This window comes from uncultured Shewanella sp. (assembly GCF_947501665.1).
GTDB lineage: Bacteria > Pseudomonadota > Gammaproteobacteria > Enterobacterales > Shewanellaceae > Shewanella.
Genome location: NZ_CANMWS010000042.1, coordinates 1 through 16,719 on the forward strand (window position 1 = coordinate 1; position 16,719 = coordinate 16,719).

The window sequence follows — 16,719 nt, forward strand, 5'->3', positions numbered from 1 at the left end:
ACGGGATGTCGCCGAACTGTCCGGGAGTGACGTTAGCACCTTCACAAGTGAAAGTCATGTATATGAAATAAGTGATTGCTAAATACTCCCGGTTAAAAGGATTGAGGGAGTATTTTACGGTAATTTATTATTCTATTCCTCCTCTTTGTTATTCTTTTATTTCCTGTTAACGGCATAATGACTTTGGCTTATTTGATTAAGTTAGCAACGCCTAGGACTTGATATCACTATAGTTTGTGTCTCTTAATAGTGTCTTACTCTTAAAGAGTTATACAGGTACGCCACTTTGCTGTACTCTCAATTACTAGGGAGCGATCTTTTCATCATCCATGAATTCAAAAGAGTATTTTTATAAGTCATAAGAGATTGATTATGAAAATATGGATTTTCAAGAGGCTTAATGAAACATGTTAACGGAACAGCAAAAAGCGCACTATCAACAACAAGGCTTTGTCGTGTTGCCAGGGGTTATCGAACCAGACTGGTTAACGAAGCTTAAGACGCAAGCAGCGACTTGGGTTAAGCAATGGCAAGATACTGATAGCGCACATACCTTTACTACTAAGAACAATAATCGTAGTGGCGATGATTATTTCTTGGATTCGGCTGAAGATGTACGTTGTTTTTTTGAAGAAGATGCTTTTGATGATAAAGGCCAATTTGTACAAGCAAAAGAGTTGTGTATTAACAAAATAGGTCATGCCCTTCATGAACTCGATCCTATCTTTAACACTTTTAGTCATCAAGCTATCTGGGGGGATATTGCTCAAACACTTGGACAAAAACAACCTCAAATTCGGCAATCTATGTATATCTATAAACAGCCCAATATCGGTGGCGAAGTGAATTGGCACCAAGATGCCAGTTTTTTTTATACGCTTCCACAAAGTGTGATCACATTTTGGTTTGCCATTGAAGATGCGACATTACAAAATGGTTGTTTATGGGTGGAACCTCAAGGGCATAAAGGGCCATTAAGAGAAAGGTTTAATCGAGACGGCAAGCAAACATCGATGCAAGTATTAAGCGATATGCCTTGGCTAAGCAAGACTGGTGTTCCGCTTGAAGTTAACGCTGGGAGTTTAGTCGTATTTCATGGATTGCTGCCGCATTATAGCGCGGCAAATCGTTCTGCTCGCTCTCGGCAAGCATATACTTTACATGTGACTGATGGACGTTGTGTGTTTGCGAAAGAAAATTGGTTACAGGCGACTAAATGGCCGTTGAGAGGCTTTGAGCCAAATGAGTGATGCGAGTCCCTTTTTTGTGGACTATTTATTGATATTATCCAGCCTCTATAATAAAAGGCTGAAGGTCGTAATAATATGCAGCAAGCACTTATTCATGTGGCATTAGTGGTTAAAGACTATGATGAAGCGATTGATTTTTATGTTAATAAACTTAAATTTAATTTGATTGAAGATACCTATCAAGCTGAGCAAGACAAACGTTGGGTGGTGGTCTCTCCACCAGGATCGCAAGGAGCGACCTTGTTATTGGCTAAAGCATCTAAGCCTGAACAAGTGCAAGTCGTTGGACAACAAACAGCGGGAAGAGTGTTTTTATTTTTAAGCACCGATGATTTTTGGCGAGACTATCATCGAATGGTCGCTGAAGGGATCACATTTGTTCGTGAACCCGCCGAGCAAGAGTACGGTGTGGTTGCAGTATTTGAAGATCTTTATGGTAATTTATGGGATTTGTTGCAATTGGCTCCTGATCACCCCATGGCAAAAAGAGTGTGATGTTATATTGTGAGTAGTTTTCATTTTTAAAATGCACAATACCATCGAATAAAGGGCCGAGTAAGGGATTTTCGATGGTATTGTTTGTGTCTATTTATCGATTAATTATTGCTTTAATGTTGATTGAACTGGAAAGCCCTCAAATTGATATTTAATGAGCTTTGGTGATTGCGTATCGATATAGAGCGTTGCCACGACTTTCTGTTGACTCACGGTCCAATACATATGCCGATGATTATTTAAGGTGACAGAAATACTATTGATGCCTTGTTTCAGTAAGTTTCCTGATATATGAACATCTTGACCATAGAGCCGCTGAGTTTTGATGCCATTGATGTATAAATGTGCATGACCTTCCAGTATTCCTGTTTTTTTATCTACTTGTGTTATTGCTAAATCATCCATGCCTTTAGCATCAACAGGCGGCGGGGTGATGGAGAAATTATCAATGATAAGATGGACGTTATAACCCGTCATAATATCTTTACTCAGGCTCAGACTGAGTGCTGGGATTGGGGTCGCTTCTGGTACCTCAATGGGGGTATGGGAGTGATCCATCATATTCATTCTAGTCGCCATAGCGTTTGAAGCCAATTTGGCCTGTATTGGCGTCGATAGGCCTAAAATCAATAAGGTTAAGCATAAATAGACACAGTTTTTCATGATTTATATTCCTCGCATAGGAGGAAGCACTCCAGAGTCGCACTTTGCAATTGAGTTATCAGCCAGCTCACCTTTAAAGTTAGGGCCAATGGTATAAGGGAAGGTGACTGATAGTGAGTTATCATCATCTCGAATTAAGGTAATGTGATAATGGTAACCTTTACCGTCACCAGTATTATGACCATTATGTTCATCCAATTGAGCGCCTTCAACTGGGTAACCTGCATAATAGTAATCTTCATAGAAATACCCAGCATCGGCTTGAAAAGTATTGCCAGATAAGCTGGTGACTGTTTCACCGATAGCGGGACCCGTTTCGGCTTGTTCTACGCCTTGTGATATATCGTATTCGTTCACTAAAGTACAGGTTCTTGAGCCTTCAGTGCCACAGCCTCCTTCACTGACATCGCTACCATAGTCGCGCACGACCCAGCCACTTACCGCAAGCATATCGGCATCTTCATAAGGGCCATAAACAGGGTAACCGTCTGCAGAATAACCGTATATAGGTGAATGTTCACTCGCATCATCACCAACCAGATCCGCTAAACATGAAGTGTAAAAGTGGTGGTGATAATCGCCATTGGCAGCGTGACCGCCGCAAATATCCACATCATATTGCTCAGCGACAGGGGCTAAGTTATACCAAATGCCATTTCCTTCTGTTTGACCATCTCCCCAATTATAAATACTGGTTCCATTAACCATTAAGCCAACCATACCCAGTCCAGTTGCACAAGTGGACTCTGTTTCAGTTGGAGTAACAGGAAAATAGGCTTGTTTATCTTGAACGGTTGGGCAACCAGGACCAGGGGGCCAATGGCCTGCACCACCGGTTGTGTCACAGTTTTCATTACTGCTTTTGTAGCCGATATCTTGGCCAAATGCGATTAATTCGCCTACTTCTGTGGTTGTTGCACCATCGAAAAAATCAGAAGTTGCCTTGGGCCTATCATTGAGCGCGTCAATGATATTCTGGGTCATGGTTATGTCATATTTAGGGATCCCAGAGGCTTGTACATAAACATAATCAAGGTCAGTACTGTTAACGTCGATAGCAACGACTTCTGCGCTTTGCACATCTTCAAAAATACCTGTGCCATTACTTTGATATATATAGGCTGATGTGGTGTCATTATTGATAATCCACTGAGATAGAATGCTGGTATCATCATTGGTTTCTTCGAGACTATTGACTGTAATATTCACTGTCTTTGAATCACTGCTGCTGTCGTCATTTGCTGTGACAGCAAATATCAGTACCTCTGTTTCGTCAAGGGTGGGTGCTGTAAAGTGAATACTGCTTGTATTGCCATTGTTGATTTGGCTTAGTGTTACTGATGGTCCACCCGTTTGAGTCCAATTAATGTTGATATCATCACTGTCGGTGATAACACTGGCGGTTAATGAGACATTATCGCCAGCCTCGACGCTTTGATCGTCGCCGACGATAAGACTTAATGTACTTGAAGCATTGCTGGATGTTTCTGTATTTGAGTCTGTTTGTTCGTTTGCATCATTACCACCACAAGCAAAGAGAAATAAAGAGAGTAAAGGTACCAATAGCAGTGTTATTTTATTTTTTTTCATCTATTTTTCCCAGAAAATTATTTACATTATCGAGGTTAAAGTAAAAAAAAATTTATATAAATCATTAAAAATTAACTTTACCTTCTTGTTATTAACATTATTAAACTTTACCAAGTCATGATGAAAATAGACATAACTTTACAATTTATCCCTAAGTGACGTGTCATATCGCTGAATCACTTTTCATTCCTGCTGAGTGTGCCACTTTATATCGCTTTAGTCATATATGATGTCTCGTCACCAGACAATCATTGATTTAAATTCAAGCCCATGTAGCTTGGCAGGTTTGTATTGTCATTATTTTTAAAATGAGGAAAAGTAAGTTCAATGAACATTGACCCTAAATTGGGGTGACTTTGGTTTCAAGGTCATTCTTCACTGATTATTGGTTCACTATTCATTTGATAAATGCTAGCCATAACCATGATAAATTAGTGAAATGAAAGTGCTTTGAGATAGACTGAAATACGACAAAGCTGATATTTCAACAGGATGAATGCAGTTAATGGATGACATTCATCTTTTTTGACATTTTCCTTTTAAATCTGGGATGGTTTTATGACGACACGTGTACAAGTAGGTGGATTAAAGGTTGCTACAGGGTTATGGCAATTAGTCGAAGAGCGAATGTTAAGTGGGATCAACATGAAGTCTAAGGACTTTTGGTCCAAGTTTGAAAATATTGTCAATGAACTAAGCCCAATCAATAACGCGTTATTAGCTAAAAGAGAAAAACTCCAACTTCAATTGGATGATTGGCATCGTATGCATCAAGGGAAAAATGTTGATCCTGCTCTTTATAAGGCCTTTTTAAAAGAGATTGGTTATTTATTGCCGTCAGTGGATAACTTTTCTGTTGAGACCCGCAATATCGATACCGAAATTACCCATCAAGCAGGGCCTCAGCTAGTGGTACCAGTGAAAAATGCGCGATTTGCATTAAATGCGGCCAATGCCCGTTGGGGCAGTTTATATGATGCTTTGTACGGTACGGATGCGATTAGTGAAGCGGGGGGGGCGGAAAAAGGCGCCTTATACAACCCTGTTAGAGGCGAGAAGGTGATTCAATTTGCCAAACAACATTTGGACATTGTTGCCCCTTTGGAAGACAGAAGTCATGCAAATGCCACTCGGTACTTTGTCGAAGAGGGATTATTACAAATTGCCTTAGATGATGGTTGTATTACGGCGTTAGTTGAGCCAGACAAGTTTGTTGGTTATACCGGGAATATCCATCAGCCTGATTCTATTTTATTGAAAAATCATGGGCTTCATGTCGAAATACAAATAGACAGTTATAACGATATTGGCCGAATAGATAAGGCGAATGTAAAAGATTTATTGGTTGAAGCGGCTGTCACAACAATAATGGATTGCGAAGATTCGGTTGCTGCGGTAGACAGTGAAGATAAAATCGAGGTTTACCAAAACTGGTTGGGGTTAATGCAAGGCATATTGAGTGCTAAAGTGAATAAAAATGGCGACACAATCACTCGAAGCTTATGTGATGATCGCCACTATTTTACCCCTAATGGCGACAGATTAACGTTACCGGGACGAAGTTTATTGTTTGTGCGTAATGTTGGGCATTTAATGGCGACAAATGTCGTCCTCAATAAGGATAATGAAGCGATACCAGAAGGGTTATTGGATGGTATGTTGACGACGTTAGCAGCCATGCATGACTTGCAAGGTCTTAATAATGGTCGAATAAACAGTCGAGCGGGTTCCATTAATATTGTTAAGCCTAAAATGCATGGACCAGAAGAAGTGGCGTTTACCTGTACCTTATTTGATCGTATTGAAGCGGCGTTAGGTTTGATGCGTTATACCATAAAGCTTGGGATCATGGATGAAGAGCGTAGAACCACACTCAATTTGAAAGCTTGTATTTATGAGGCGAAACACCGAGTTGTGTTTATTAATACTGGCTTCTTAGACCGCACTGGAGATGAAATTCACACTTCTATGTATGCAGGCGCTATGGTGCCAAAATCTCAAATGAAGCAATCTGCTTGGCTTAATGCTTATGAAGACTGGAATGTGGATGTGGGTCTTGCTTGTGGTTTGCAAGGTCATGGACAAATTGGTAAGGGCATGTGGGCCATGCCCGATGAAATGGCTGCAATGCTGGCTGATAAAATTGCTCATCCTAGAGCGGGGGCGAATACTGCTTGGGTACCTTCACCCAATGCAGCTATTTTACATTCGACCCACTATCATCTCGTTAATGTTAAGGCGTACCAAAATAGGATTAAGCAAAATACTCGTGCCAGTTTAGATGCATTATTGACGTTACCTTTAATGTCAGCTGACAATACGTTGACCCAAGAGCAAGTGCAACAGGAATTGGATAATAATGCTCAGAGCATTTTAGGGTATGTTGTCCGTTGGGTTGACCAAGGTATTGGTTGTTCAAAAGTATTAGATATTAATAACGTAGGCTTGATGGAAGATAGAGCAACATTAAGAATTTCTTCGCAACATATGGCCAATTGGTTACTACATGGTATTTGTACTCAAGAACAAGTGTTATCAGCACTAAAACGTATGGCGGCTGTGGTTGATGAGCAAAATGGGGATGATCCCCTATACCAGCCTATGTCTCCTGATTTTACAGGACTTGCGTTTCAAGCTGCAAGGGATCTCATTTTTAAAGGCACGCTACAACCATCAGGCTATACCGAACCGCTCTTACATCAATATCGAATCGAGGCAAAGGCACGTATAGTCAAGTGATAAGCGGTGACCAACAGGCTGATGCTTATTCCTAAAGAGGAAAGCGTTTTATACTGTGTTATTGAATATCAGCTTAGGATCACTAGGTTATCAATTCAGCTGACCATCAAGGATGATGAAAATGTACTTATAGCCATTAAGTCTCTCTGATTGAGGTAAAAAAGCCTGCCGTACAATACGGCGGGCTTTGTTTTAGAGTGTGTTCCGTTCTGAGATACTTTGAAGGCTTATTTCTGAAAACCTCAAATAAAATGGGTGTTAAACGTACCCAACGTGATTATTCATCTTGATAGGCTTGTCCATAATAGCTGGCAATAAGAATGGCTTTCAGCTCAGAAATTAATGGATAACGCGGGTTTGCTCCCGTACATTGATCGTCAAATGCTTCTTCGGCCAGTTCATCTAATTTGATCATAAATAAGGTTTCATCAACGCCAGCGGCTTGAATAGACACTGGGATCCCTATTTGAGATTTTAATCGCTCTATTTTATCAATGAGTAATTGTAATTTGTCTTGAGCGTTATTACCGCCTAATTTGAGGTGATCGGCAATTTCTCCATAACGGCAAAGGGCTTTGGGTCTATCATATTGACTAAAAGCAGCTTGCTTGGTGGGGATATCAGTGGCATTGAAACGAATGACATTAGTGATGAGTAGCGCATTGGCTAATCCATGTGCAAGGTGAAATTCTGCGCCAATTTTATGGGCGAGTGAGTGGCATACGCCTAAAAAAGCATTGGCAAAAGCGATGCCTGCAACGGTTGCGGCATTATGGACTTTTTCACGAGCAATGGGCGCCTTAGCACCTTGTTCATAGGCATCGGGCAGGTGTTCAAAGAGGAGATTGAGGGCTTGTAATGCCTGACCGTCACTGTATTCATTGGCCATCACACTAACATACGCTTCCAATGCGTGGGTGACAGCATCGATACCACCAAAAGCGGTGAGTGCTTTAGGCATGTTCATGACTAAATTAGGATCAACAATGGCCATATTGGGGGTCAGTTGGTAATCGGCAATCGGGTATTTCATCCCTGATTTTTCATCGGTGACGACAGCAAAAGGGGTGACTTCTGAGCCTGTACCTGATGTAGTTGGAATAGCGATCATCATGGCTTTTTCACCCATTTTAGGAAAGGCGTAAATACGCTTACGAATATCCATAAAGCGGCGGGCTAAGTCGGCAAAATGCACATCAGGGTGTTCATACATGACCCAGATAATTTTAGCCGCGTCCATTGGGGAGCCGCCCCCTAATGCGATGATGACATCGGGTTGAAAATTTTGCGCCATTTTAGCACCTTGCTCAACGGTTGCCATGGTGGGATCGGCCTCGACGTTATAAAACACATCAGTGGTCAACCCTTGTGCCTTTAAAATACTCAAAGTTTCATCACAGTAACCATTATTAAACAGGTGCTTATCAGTTATGATTAAGGCACGTTTTTTATCACTAATTTCTTCAAGGGCGATGGGTAAGCAACCTCTGCGAAAATAAATAGAGGCGGGAAGTTTGTGCCACAACATGTTTTCAGCCCTCTTAGCGATCATTTTTTTGTTAATTAAGTGACTCGGCCCCACATTTTCAGAAATAGAATTACCACCCCATGAACCACAGCCTAATGTGAGTGAAGGGGCAAGTTTGAAATTGTATAAATCGCCAATCCCCCCTTGTGACGCTGGTGTATTAATTAAAATACGTGCGGTTTTCATTTTAAAACCGAACTCTTTAATGCGCTGTGCTTGCGTATCCTGATTGGTATATAAACCAGACGTATGGCCTATGCCACCGAGTTTAACTAAAGCATCGGCTTTATCAACGGCATCATTAAAGTCAGCCGCACGATACATGCCGAGTAAAGGAGAAAGTTTTTCATGAGCAAACGCCTCTTCATTATCAATATCAATAACTTCTGCAATTAAAATACGTGTATGTGAAGGCACGGTTAATTTTGCCATTGCGGCAATGTCGATAGCACTTTGACCGACAATGTCGGCATTGAGTCCACCATTGTGTAGAATGACTTGCTGCAGGGCATCATGCTCTGCTTGATCCAGAATATAGCCACCATGTTCGGCGAAACGGTGTTTCACGGCGTCATAGACTTCATCAACGACGACTATGGCTTGCTCTGAGGCACATACCACTCCATTGTCAAATGTTTTTGACATAATAATTGAGCTCACCGCGCGTTTTAAATCGGCGGTTTCATCAATCACAATCGGTGTGTTTCCTGCGCCGACACCAATGGCGGGTTTACCAGAAGAGTAGGCGGCTTTGACCATACCGGGTCCGCCAGTGGCCAGAATAAGGTTAAGATCTGGGTGTGTCATCAATTGATGTGACAGAGGGACACTTGGCTCATCAATCCAACCTATTATGTCTTTAGGCGCACCAGCTTCAATGGCAGCCTCTAACACTATACGGGCAGCCATAATAGTGGCTTGTTTAGCACGAGGATGTGGGGAGAAAATAATGCCATTGCGGGTTTTAAGACTAATTAAGGCTTTAAAAATGGCGGTTGATGTGGGGTTTGTTGTGGGAATAATACCACAGATCAGACCTACCGGTTCGGCCAGTGTGATGGTGCCAAAGGTGGGATCTTCTTCTAGAATGCCACAGGTTTTGTCATCTTTGTATTTATGATAAATATACTCTGATGCAAAGTGATTTTTGATCACTTTATCTTCCATTACTCCCATTTTTGTTTCTTCTACAGCGAGTTTTGCTAATGGGATCCTTGCGTTGGCAGCCGCTAATGCAGCGGCTCTGAATATGGTATCGACTTGTTTTTGACTGAATGTGGCAAAATGAGCTTGAGCTATTTTGACTTCTTTAATTAGGTGATTGAGTGTTTGCTCGTTAGTGACAGTCATAACTTCTCCAATAATAATATCGACAACTTAGAAGGAATGAAGGGGGATCATGCCCTCGTCGCCTTATTGACTATAGGAAAAATACCTTGATTCAGGAATAATAACTGTGAACAAAATCACACATAAAAAGCAAGGTTAATAGGGTTAGATTAAACGGAAGGATTTTGCTGAAAAAGTTATCGATATCATGAGAAGTGTGTAAGGGATATAAAATTAAAGGGTGTTTAGTCGATGATAGTTAACAAGGGAGCTGGGCAATATTCTGTGGTCATAATATGATGCCGATATCCTGCATGTGATTAAAACACTTTGGTAATAACATGTTAGTTTTAGGGAAAAGAAAGGAATTAATAACGCATGTTTGTAGAAAAATATTCATTGTGGCCAAAGGAAAGGAAGCCTGTTATAGGCTACTGATAGAGGTGATGAGGATGTCGCTGATGTGAGTTTGTGAGTAAGAAACCCTGAGTTGTTGGAGGATAAAAAGAAAAGCGGAATGATCGGTATTCCGCTTTTTATATGATTAATCAAGCATTAATAATGGACTTTCTAACATTCTTATCGTTTCTGCTTCCTCGATGGCGATTTGATTTTGTCTAATGCACATAGAGTTTAGCCCCATGTGCACTTGCGCTGTATCCATACGAGCATTGACTTCTTCGATATGAGTATTGGTGGTGCGTATACGATTATTTGTTGTATCTATGCGGTTATTAGCTGTTTCGAGGTTATTGACATTCGTGGCAATATTCGTTGTGTTTGCCGTAACGTTTAGGTCTGTTGCACCAAGGTGTTGTTGGATCAAATGGATATTGGCGAGTACCGCCGACATATTATCTGCCAATACTGACTTATGTTCTGCAATGGCTTTTTTTTCTATTGCTTTTGCCGAGTAATCTTCCAGCTTTACATCAGTTCGTTTAGAGGTGTAACTGAGATTGTATGAGACATTGACATCGGTTTTAGCTCCTAGAAAGAAAGAATGCTTAAAACCTAAATTAGCACTGGAATCACTTCCTGCTTTAATCGATATATTTGCGCCGAGAACAACAGCTTCTTTCGCCCCTAAAGTAAAAGAATAAGCTTGACTGGCAACAATTTTATATCCTTTATGGTTAAAAGAATGTTCTGCTTGCCCGTTAGCGGGTTTATTAACATCATATTGGGCCATATTATTACCTCATCAATTGCTATTTATTTTTAAATTGTTATTAGGGCCAGTTAATCTTTGGTGAGTGAATCGTGTACCTGTTTATTTTTATTCGTAAATTAATGTCAACGTCTTAATACTGACCATATCAGATAGTGGTTAACTTTCAATATGTTCTATTTTTAGCATATCAATACAAATGAACTTTTATAAACTTATGTTAGAGAGTTGCTTTTATTGGTTTTTTGGCTTTAATGTGAATTTCAGTTACTTATGGATTTTTTGTCTTTATTTGTTACATGCTTGTTTTTGCAACAGTTTGGTAGACATATTTTTGTTTGAAATTAAATCAATATATAACTTGTCTCATAAATAATTTTTAATATTGTTTAATGTTAAAGTGTTTTGATAAAGGGAAGGAGAAATAATCAAAACCACCATGGCTGATTAAATAATGAGTTAATGACTATTGGGTTAGTGAGACTAATTTAAACTGTGTAATATATGGAAAAAGTTATTTTAAGTGAGGTTTATATTAATGTGGATATTTTTAAATAGTTTACTCGGATGAATATTAAATATTGTTATTTATAGTAGGGAGGGCTTATCAAGATAAGTATTGATTTGGCAATCTTTGCTTAATGTAGAGATAATGAATGGCCCAATAGATTTTCACTCAATCAGTTTTGAATCCATAACAGAGTAAAGGATAACGCTCATATTGAAATCACCATGAGCGCTATTTTTGACATGTAAAATAAACTATTTAATCCATTTTTAGATTAATTAATGGTATAACAAGTTTGTGTCAAAGGGTACGCGATCGATGTTGTTACTTCACCATCATCACTGTAGTCAATGACATCTAAATCTGATGGTGACTTATTTAAAATACGATTGAAAACGCTAGCGGCACCGTTTAAATAATTAAGATTGACTTGTGAGTTATCACATAAGGTGTCATCGCCATTATTTGGACGGTAAGTACCACTATTGGCATTAATGGTGTACTGATAATGATAACGACGCTTGGCATTATTGTAAGTTGGATAAACGTGGATTTCACCCGCATAGTCAACGGTCGTTTTTATCCATTCTTTAGGGACATAGTTTTCAAGTTTGCCGGATTCTCCTCCAAGTTGGGAAATGAGGAAATGTTTACTGACGGCATCTTCAATGCCAACGTCTTTTCCACTATAAACGTTGATTGGACAGTCTTTTTCATCAGCTTCATAGGCATCGGGCATATAACCTGATAATGCATCAATATCGAGAGTACAATCAGGGTCCATGTCAGAAATATTTTCTCTTGGCTCCCAAATAGCGACATAAATAATATTATTTTCAATAACATAATTATACATTTGTGGTTCAGGTTCACCATTTGTATCGTATGTTATATTCGCTTTCATTGATTGCCTGAGAAGGGAAGGCGTTAATGGAACGATTTGGGTATAAAAAAGATTTTTTGCATAATAAGCCCCAAATTCAGCGACTTTTCCTGCATTAGTTGAGAGGCTATTTTCATTGTCATTTCCACCAATAACATAAGGACCCCCCATGTCGCTTTGTGCTGTTTCACTGCTTGTTGGCGTTGCTGCAAAAGAGGGCAAACTTAATGTGAGTGCAGCCGTTGCGGCTAATGTAAACATTAAGGATTTACTGTTGAAAGAGGTGATTGAATATAGATGTTTCTTATTGACGTTCATCATTATCTTAATTTTTATAAGTTAATAGTAACGGCACATTTGCACAATATGATTGTGTTGACAATTCAAATACTTTTATTTACAAAGATTGGCATAATAACTAGATGGGAATGTTTTAAAATAATGAAAATATAATATTAATTGTGTTATTTGTTTTATTCATGTTTTTCTTTTTCACTTTTAAATTATGATTATTAACTAAGTTAAATTATTAATATTACGGTTTGCTTTAAGGAAAAGAACACAATAAACATATCGATAAATTATTGATTTTAAATATGGTAACAGTTCGGTAGTAGTTGTTTTATCTTAAGTGAATGGGATAAAATTGGATTTAAATTCGTTATGGTTGCTTAACAATCTATAGCCCCTTTTAGACAGTACTAAAAGGGGCTGTTAGATTTTACTTGGGTTTATCCATTTACCAACAAGAAACGGTTCCAGCATTAGGATCGGTGATATCAATATAGATCTCTTTGTCACCTTCAATTGCTAAATTATTAAGGGAGTGACACTGAACTGCGTTATCAGCATCACGACCATAAAAAGCAATGTAGACATTGACAGATTGACCTAATAGACTCGATGTACTGGAATAGGATGAAGCAGTATAAGTTTTACTTGCCAGTGGACTTAAGTAATCACTTGAGAATAACAAAGTATTTGTAGAGTCATCTCTGATGTAAATGTTTACCCCGATATCGGCAGACTGGTTTGATAGGGTTAAAGACATTTCACCTTGTTCGGGTTCTAGTTCGATATCATCTCTTGGTACAGTGTTATTGAAAGTTTGGTATAAGGCTGCAGTCTCTGCTTGTACTGTTTCATGTTTAGTAACAAGAACTGTCATGTCTGAATATTCTGGAAAATAGCTTCTCATTGCTGAAGCATCAACAAACCTTGAGCCGTTTACAAATAAAATGCCTGTATGGGATGCTGGAAACTCAGTGGGTGTAAGCAATTGCTGTTGAGTGGGAATGACCCAATTGTTTTTTATTTGCACATCTGAATGCATTTCAGTCATGATGTAAAATTTTCTTATTCCTTTGCCAATATCTATTTGCTGCTTAAGGTGCTTAAAAAAGTTAATTAAAGCGGTATTATAACCACCTGACCATACCTGGGTGGCTCCTGGAATAGTCAGATCAATGTCTAGAGAAGGAAAGTGTTGATGTAATGACGTAATGACACCTGCTAATTTGTTGTAAATTTCGCTACCGAATTGGCCGGTATAAAATGCTGAGCCTTCTATATCAAATGTGATGCGATCAATGGTGACAGGTGCAGCTTCTATGGCATTAATAATGAAACTGGTTAATTCATTCTCATTACAGGCTAATAAAGGATCTTGAGTGGTACTACCAATATCGCCGCTGATGATGAGGCCAAGGCTGCCTCCATTGGCGACAAATCTTTGATATTCAGCTTCATGTCCTGTTACAGGGTTAACGCCAGAGCCATCGGTGACATGACTGAAGTTACACGCTTGATCCTTATCGAGTAGGAGATACCCAATATCAACATTGGCAACACCATAATTAATCATCAGCTTATCTAACGCATTTGAGTCGACGTTTAGAACAAAACCGCTAAAAAATGCAGGTACCTCATTCCCACTGACTCCAATATTGCTTTCCATAGTAAGCAGTTTATCTTCGTTAAGATTAGTTTCTGTTTTGATATTATCGCTAGCAAAAGCCGAAAAGTGAACAGTCATTATTGTTGTAAATGCAATTAATGTATTTTTTATATTACTAGGGTAAGAGGCTCTACTGAATATCATTACACTCTCCATTTGATGTGTGATAAAAACGTTTGATTAGCGTTACATATTCATATTAGAACCACAACTTTGCTGGAAATTAGCTGTAAAATAAGAATAAAAAGAGGAATAAACTTATTTTTGATAACATTTTATGTTGTTTTTGTTATCAATCATGCGTTATTTTTTTTGTTCGTATTACTTCTTTGTATCAAAAATTAATTGTATGTTTTTATTAAAATAAATAATTAATTATAATTAATAAATGGAATGATAAATAATAGTATTAGAGCGGATTATTTTGCATGGATTACATTTAATTAAAATAAACGTGTTTTAATTGTAATTAAGAAGGTGGTATTGAGTCTTTTAATCTTTTTACTTAACCTGAACTCGGGATAATGAGCTCAGGTTTAAGCCCAATTATATTTAAAATCAATGCATTAAATTAATTTTTTGTTTATGTCATTTTTTGCTAAATGTCGATATTTAACGGGGCTGCTTAACCCACGTTCAGGTTATTTAATTCCATCATGTTATCTAAATGGGTACTGAAGAGTTGTTGATGCAACCTTGCAGCAAATTCATCGGTCATTCCTGAAATGTAGTCAGATAAAACTCGGTGTGGATTCAGTCCATTATCTAGGCTGTATTGCCATCGTTCTTGAGTATTCATTGGCAATAATCGCATTGGATCGGACTCAAAGGCTTCAAACAGCTCCATGACAATTTGTTGGCCTTTATATTCTAGCATTTGCACTTCAGGCTTTCTGATCACATATTTAAAGACGAATTGCTTTAGTATATCCAAAGCATGAGCAAATTCTGGCTCTAATTTGGCATTAAATTTGAGTAAAGGTTCTTCAAATTGTGGATTGTCGTCCAAATAAATTGCAGTGACAAATCCATTAACGAGCGTGCCAATTGCGTCTTTCCTTAAGTGATGATGGGATGAAAATAATTTATCGCCAATGGAAGCGAACTCATTAGCCACCCAGGGATCTAGGCTTCTTGATAGGGGCGTAGCCACATCATTTTGCCATTGATTTAAGCTGACTATTCCCATGACTATAGCGTCTTCAAGATCATGAACCGCATAGGCAGTATCGTCAGCAAGTTCCATAATGGAGCAATCGAAAGATTTAAATTGGGTTCTTTTATGTTGATGCTCAGCGGTTAAGTGGCTTTGTAAAAAGCGCTGTTTATCGCTTTCGCAAAGTGGTGCGATAACCCAATGTAAAATATCGAGATCATCATCAAATATGCCTTTTACTGGTGGCCATTGAGCGGGTTGCAGTTGACGATGATTATTGACAGGTACCGCGCCGTTGTTTTGATAAAGTGCGGAATAGGGGGAAGGATACTTAAGCACGCCCAATAACGTTCGCCTGCATAAATTCATGCCATAGTGCTGAGTATAAGGCTCTAGCCGAGATAAAATACGAAAGGTTTGTCCATTACCTTCAAATCCACCGTAATCACGCATCATATAATTGAGGGCGATTTCTCCACCGTGGCCATAAGGAGGATGGCCGATATCATGGGCTAAGCATAATGATTCTATTAGACTGGTTGAATCCAAAAGTTGGCTGAGTTCGGGGTGTTTACGTTTCAGTTGGGCACGAATCCCCGTGCCAATTTGTGAGACTTCTAAAGAGTGGGTGAGGCGTGTGCGATAAAAGTCATTCATCCCAACACCTAATACTTGGGTTTTTGCTTGTAACCGTCTAAAAGCAGCAGAATGCAAAATACGAGCGCGATCACGCTGAAAAGGACTGCGGTGATCATTTCGTCTCAGTTTATCTTCGGTTAATCGTCTGTCATGCCAAGGAGAGTAAGACATGTGCGCTCCTTATAAAAGTCGGTTAATTTCATCAAAGTTGAGTGTAAAGCTCGGAATAAAGTGTTCAATGAAATAATGTACTTCAGGTAAATGTGTTTGTGCCAGAGAGTGTTCGAGGCGCTTTTTTGCGCTGTCAAATTCAGTGTTACCTGCTCGCTGTTCTTCTAAACATTTAAGGTAAGCACATAATTTGTCAGCCGCTTTAATCAAAGGTCGATAGGCTTCATCTTGAAATTCACTGCACAGCAGGGGTTGATAATCAGATTTAAATTCATCGGGTACCATCTCTAAGAGTCTATGTTCTGCAATGGCTTCAATTTTTTTATATTCTGCTTCGATATCTTTATTAAAATATTTCACAGGAGTAGGAAGATCTCCGGTGATCACTTCACTGGCATCATGAAATAGGGCTAGTGTTGCAGCATGTTCAGGGTTTATATTCCCATCAAATTTTTTGTTGCTAATAAGAGCAAGCACATGGGCGACCATGGCGACTTGTAAAGAATGTTCCTGCACATTTTCGGTGCGGACATTGTACATGAGTGGCCAGCGTTGGATTAACTTCATGCGTGCAAGGTGAGCAAAAAGATGACTCATTACATGCCTCTAATAGCAGTGAAAGCTTATCTAATACCCTAGC

Annotated in this window: 11 protein-coding genes; 3 read left to right on the plus strand and 8 right to left on the minus strand. The window is 39.1% G+C overall.

All coding sequences use genetic code 11. The features are described from left to right. Positions 1 to 407: 407 nt before the first annotated feature. Positions 408 to 1,250: a phytanoyl-CoA dioxygenase family protein gene (locus tag Q0976_RS22470; RefSeq protein WP_299496757.1), complete on the plus strand. Its 843-nt coding sequence runs from the start codon at positions 408 to 410 to the stop codon at positions 1,248 to 1,250. A 75-nt stretch (positions 1,251 to 1,325) separates the two neighbouring features. After that, positions 1,326 to 1,745, plus strand: a complete 420-nt coding sequence (locus Q0976_RS22475; protein ID WP_299496760.1) for a VOC family protein — start codon at positions 1,326 to 1,328, stop codon at positions 1,743 to 1,745. A 105-nt stretch (positions 1,746 to 1,850) separates the two neighbouring features. Here the strand turns inward: Q0976_RS22475 and Q0976_RS22480 are convergent, their stop codons facing one another. Both Q0976_RS22480 and Q0976_RS22485 read right to left on the minus strand, forming a co-directional pair. After that, positions 1,851 to 2,408, minus strand: a complete 558-nt coding sequence (locus tag Q0976_RS22480; RefSeq protein ID WP_299496762.1) for a hypothetical protein — start codon at positions 2,406 to 2,408, stop codon at positions 1,851 to 1,853. Between the two features lie 3 nt (positions 2,409 to 2,411). After that, entirely contained in the window at positions 2,412 to 3,998 is a 1,587-nt protein-coding gene (locus tag Q0976_RS22485) for a YHYH protein (protein ID WP_299496765.1), read from the minus strand. 558 nt (positions 3,999 to 4,556) lie between these two features. Between Q0976_RS22485 and Q0976_RS22490 the strand changes: the two genes are divergently transcribed. After that, positions 4,557 to 6,737, plus strand: a complete 2,181-nt coding sequence (locus Q0976_RS22490) for a malate synthase G (RefSeq protein ID WP_299496767.1) — start codon at positions 4,557 to 4,559, stop codon at positions 6,735 to 6,737. Positions 6,738 to 7,014: 277 nt separating this feature from the next. On the opposite strand, the gene adhE is transcribed toward Q0976_RS22490, so the two are convergent. The 6 genes from adhE to yfbR all read right to left on the minus strand — a co-directional run bounded on the left by adhE (position 7,015) and on the right by yfbR (position 16,676). Next, entirely contained in the window at positions 7,015 to 9,615 is a 2,601-nt protein-coding gene (gene adhE / locus Q0976_RS22495) for a bifunctional acetaldehyde-CoA/alcohol dehydrogenase (RefSeq protein WP_299496769.1), read from the minus strand. A gap of 523 nt (positions 9,616 to 10,138) precedes the next feature. Beyond that, positions 10,139 to 10,786, minus strand: coding sequence for a hypothetical protein (locus tag Q0976_RS22500; protein WP_299496772.1), 648 nt, complete (start codon positions 10,784 to 10,786; stop codon positions 10,139 to 10,141). Between the two features lie 761 nt (positions 10,787 to 11,547). Next, complete coding sequence (locus Q0976_RS22505; RefSeq protein ID WP_299496773.1) at positions 11,548 to 12,417, minus strand: hypothetical protein; 870 nt, start codon at positions 12,415 to 12,417, stop codon at positions 11,548 to 11,550. Positions 12,418 to 12,895: 478 nt separating this feature from the next. Beyond that, on the minus strand, positions 12,896 to 14,257 hold the full coding sequence (locus Q0976_RS22510) for a hypothetical protein (RefSeq protein WP_299496775.1): 1,362 nt from the start codon (positions 14,255 to 14,257) through the stop codon (positions 12,896 to 12,898). 481 nt (positions 14,258 to 14,738) lie between these two features. Then, positions 14,739 to 16,079: an anti-phage deoxyguanosine triphosphatase gene (locus Q0976_RS22515; RefSeq protein WP_299496777.1), complete on the minus strand. Its 1,341-nt coding sequence runs from the start codon at positions 16,077 to 16,079 to the stop codon at positions 14,739 to 14,741. 9 nt (positions 16,080 to 16,088) lie between these two features. Beyond that, entirely contained in the window at positions 16,089 to 16,676 is a 588-nt protein-coding gene (gene yfbR, locus Q0976_RS22520) for a 5'-deoxynucleotidase (protein WP_299496779.1), read from the minus strand. Positions 16,677 to 16,719: the final 43 nt, after the last annotated feature.

What these genes read in the sequence shown, in the direction of transcription:
- Q0976_RS22480 (WP_299496762.1), bottom strand. Translation starts at nt 2,408, where the DNA reads ATGAAAAACTGTGTCTATTTATGCTTAACCTTATTGATTTTAGGCCTA.
- Q0976_RS22490 (WP_299496767.1), top strand. Translation starts at nt 4,557, where the DNA reads ATGACGACACGTGTACAAGTAGGTGGATTAAAGGTTGCTACAGGGTTA.
- Q0976_RS22475 (WP_299496760.1), top strand. Translation starts at nt 1,326, where the DNA reads ATGCAGCAAGCACTTATTCATGTGGCATTAGTGGTTAAAGACTATGAT.
- Q0976_RS22485 (WP_299496765.1), bottom strand. Translation starts at nt 3,998, where the DNA reads ATGAAAAAAAATAAAATAACACTGCTATTGGTACCTTTACTCTCTTTA.
- Q0976_RS22470 (WP_299496757.1), top strand. Translation starts at nt 408, where the DNA reads ATGTTAACGGAACAGCAAAAAGCGCACTATCAACAACAAGGCTTTGTC.
- Q0976_RS22510 (WP_299496775.1), bottom strand. Translation starts at nt 14,257, where the DNA reads ATGATATTCAGTAGAGCCTCTTACCCTAGTAATATAAAAAATACATTA.
- Q0976_RS22505 (WP_299496773.1), bottom strand. Translation starts at nt 12,417, where the DNA reads ATGTTTACATTAGCCGCAACGGCTGCACTCACATTAAGTTTGCCCTCT.
- Q0976_RS22500 (WP_299496772.1), bottom strand. Translation starts at nt 10,786, where the DNA reads ATGGCCCAATATGATGTTAATAAACCCGCTAACGGGCAAGCAGAACAT.
- Q0976_RS22515 (WP_299496777.1), bottom strand. Translation starts at nt 16,079, where the DNA reads ATGTCTTACTCTCCTTGGCATGACAGACGATTAACCGAAGATAAACTG.
- adhE (WP_299496769.1), bottom strand. Translation starts at nt 9,615, where the DNA reads ATGACTGTCACTAACGAGCAAACACTCAATCACCTAATTAAAGAAGTC.
- yfbR (WP_299496779.1), bottom strand. Translation starts at nt 16,676, where the DNA reads ATGAGTCATCTTTTTGCTCACCTTGCACGCATGAAGTTAATCCAACGC.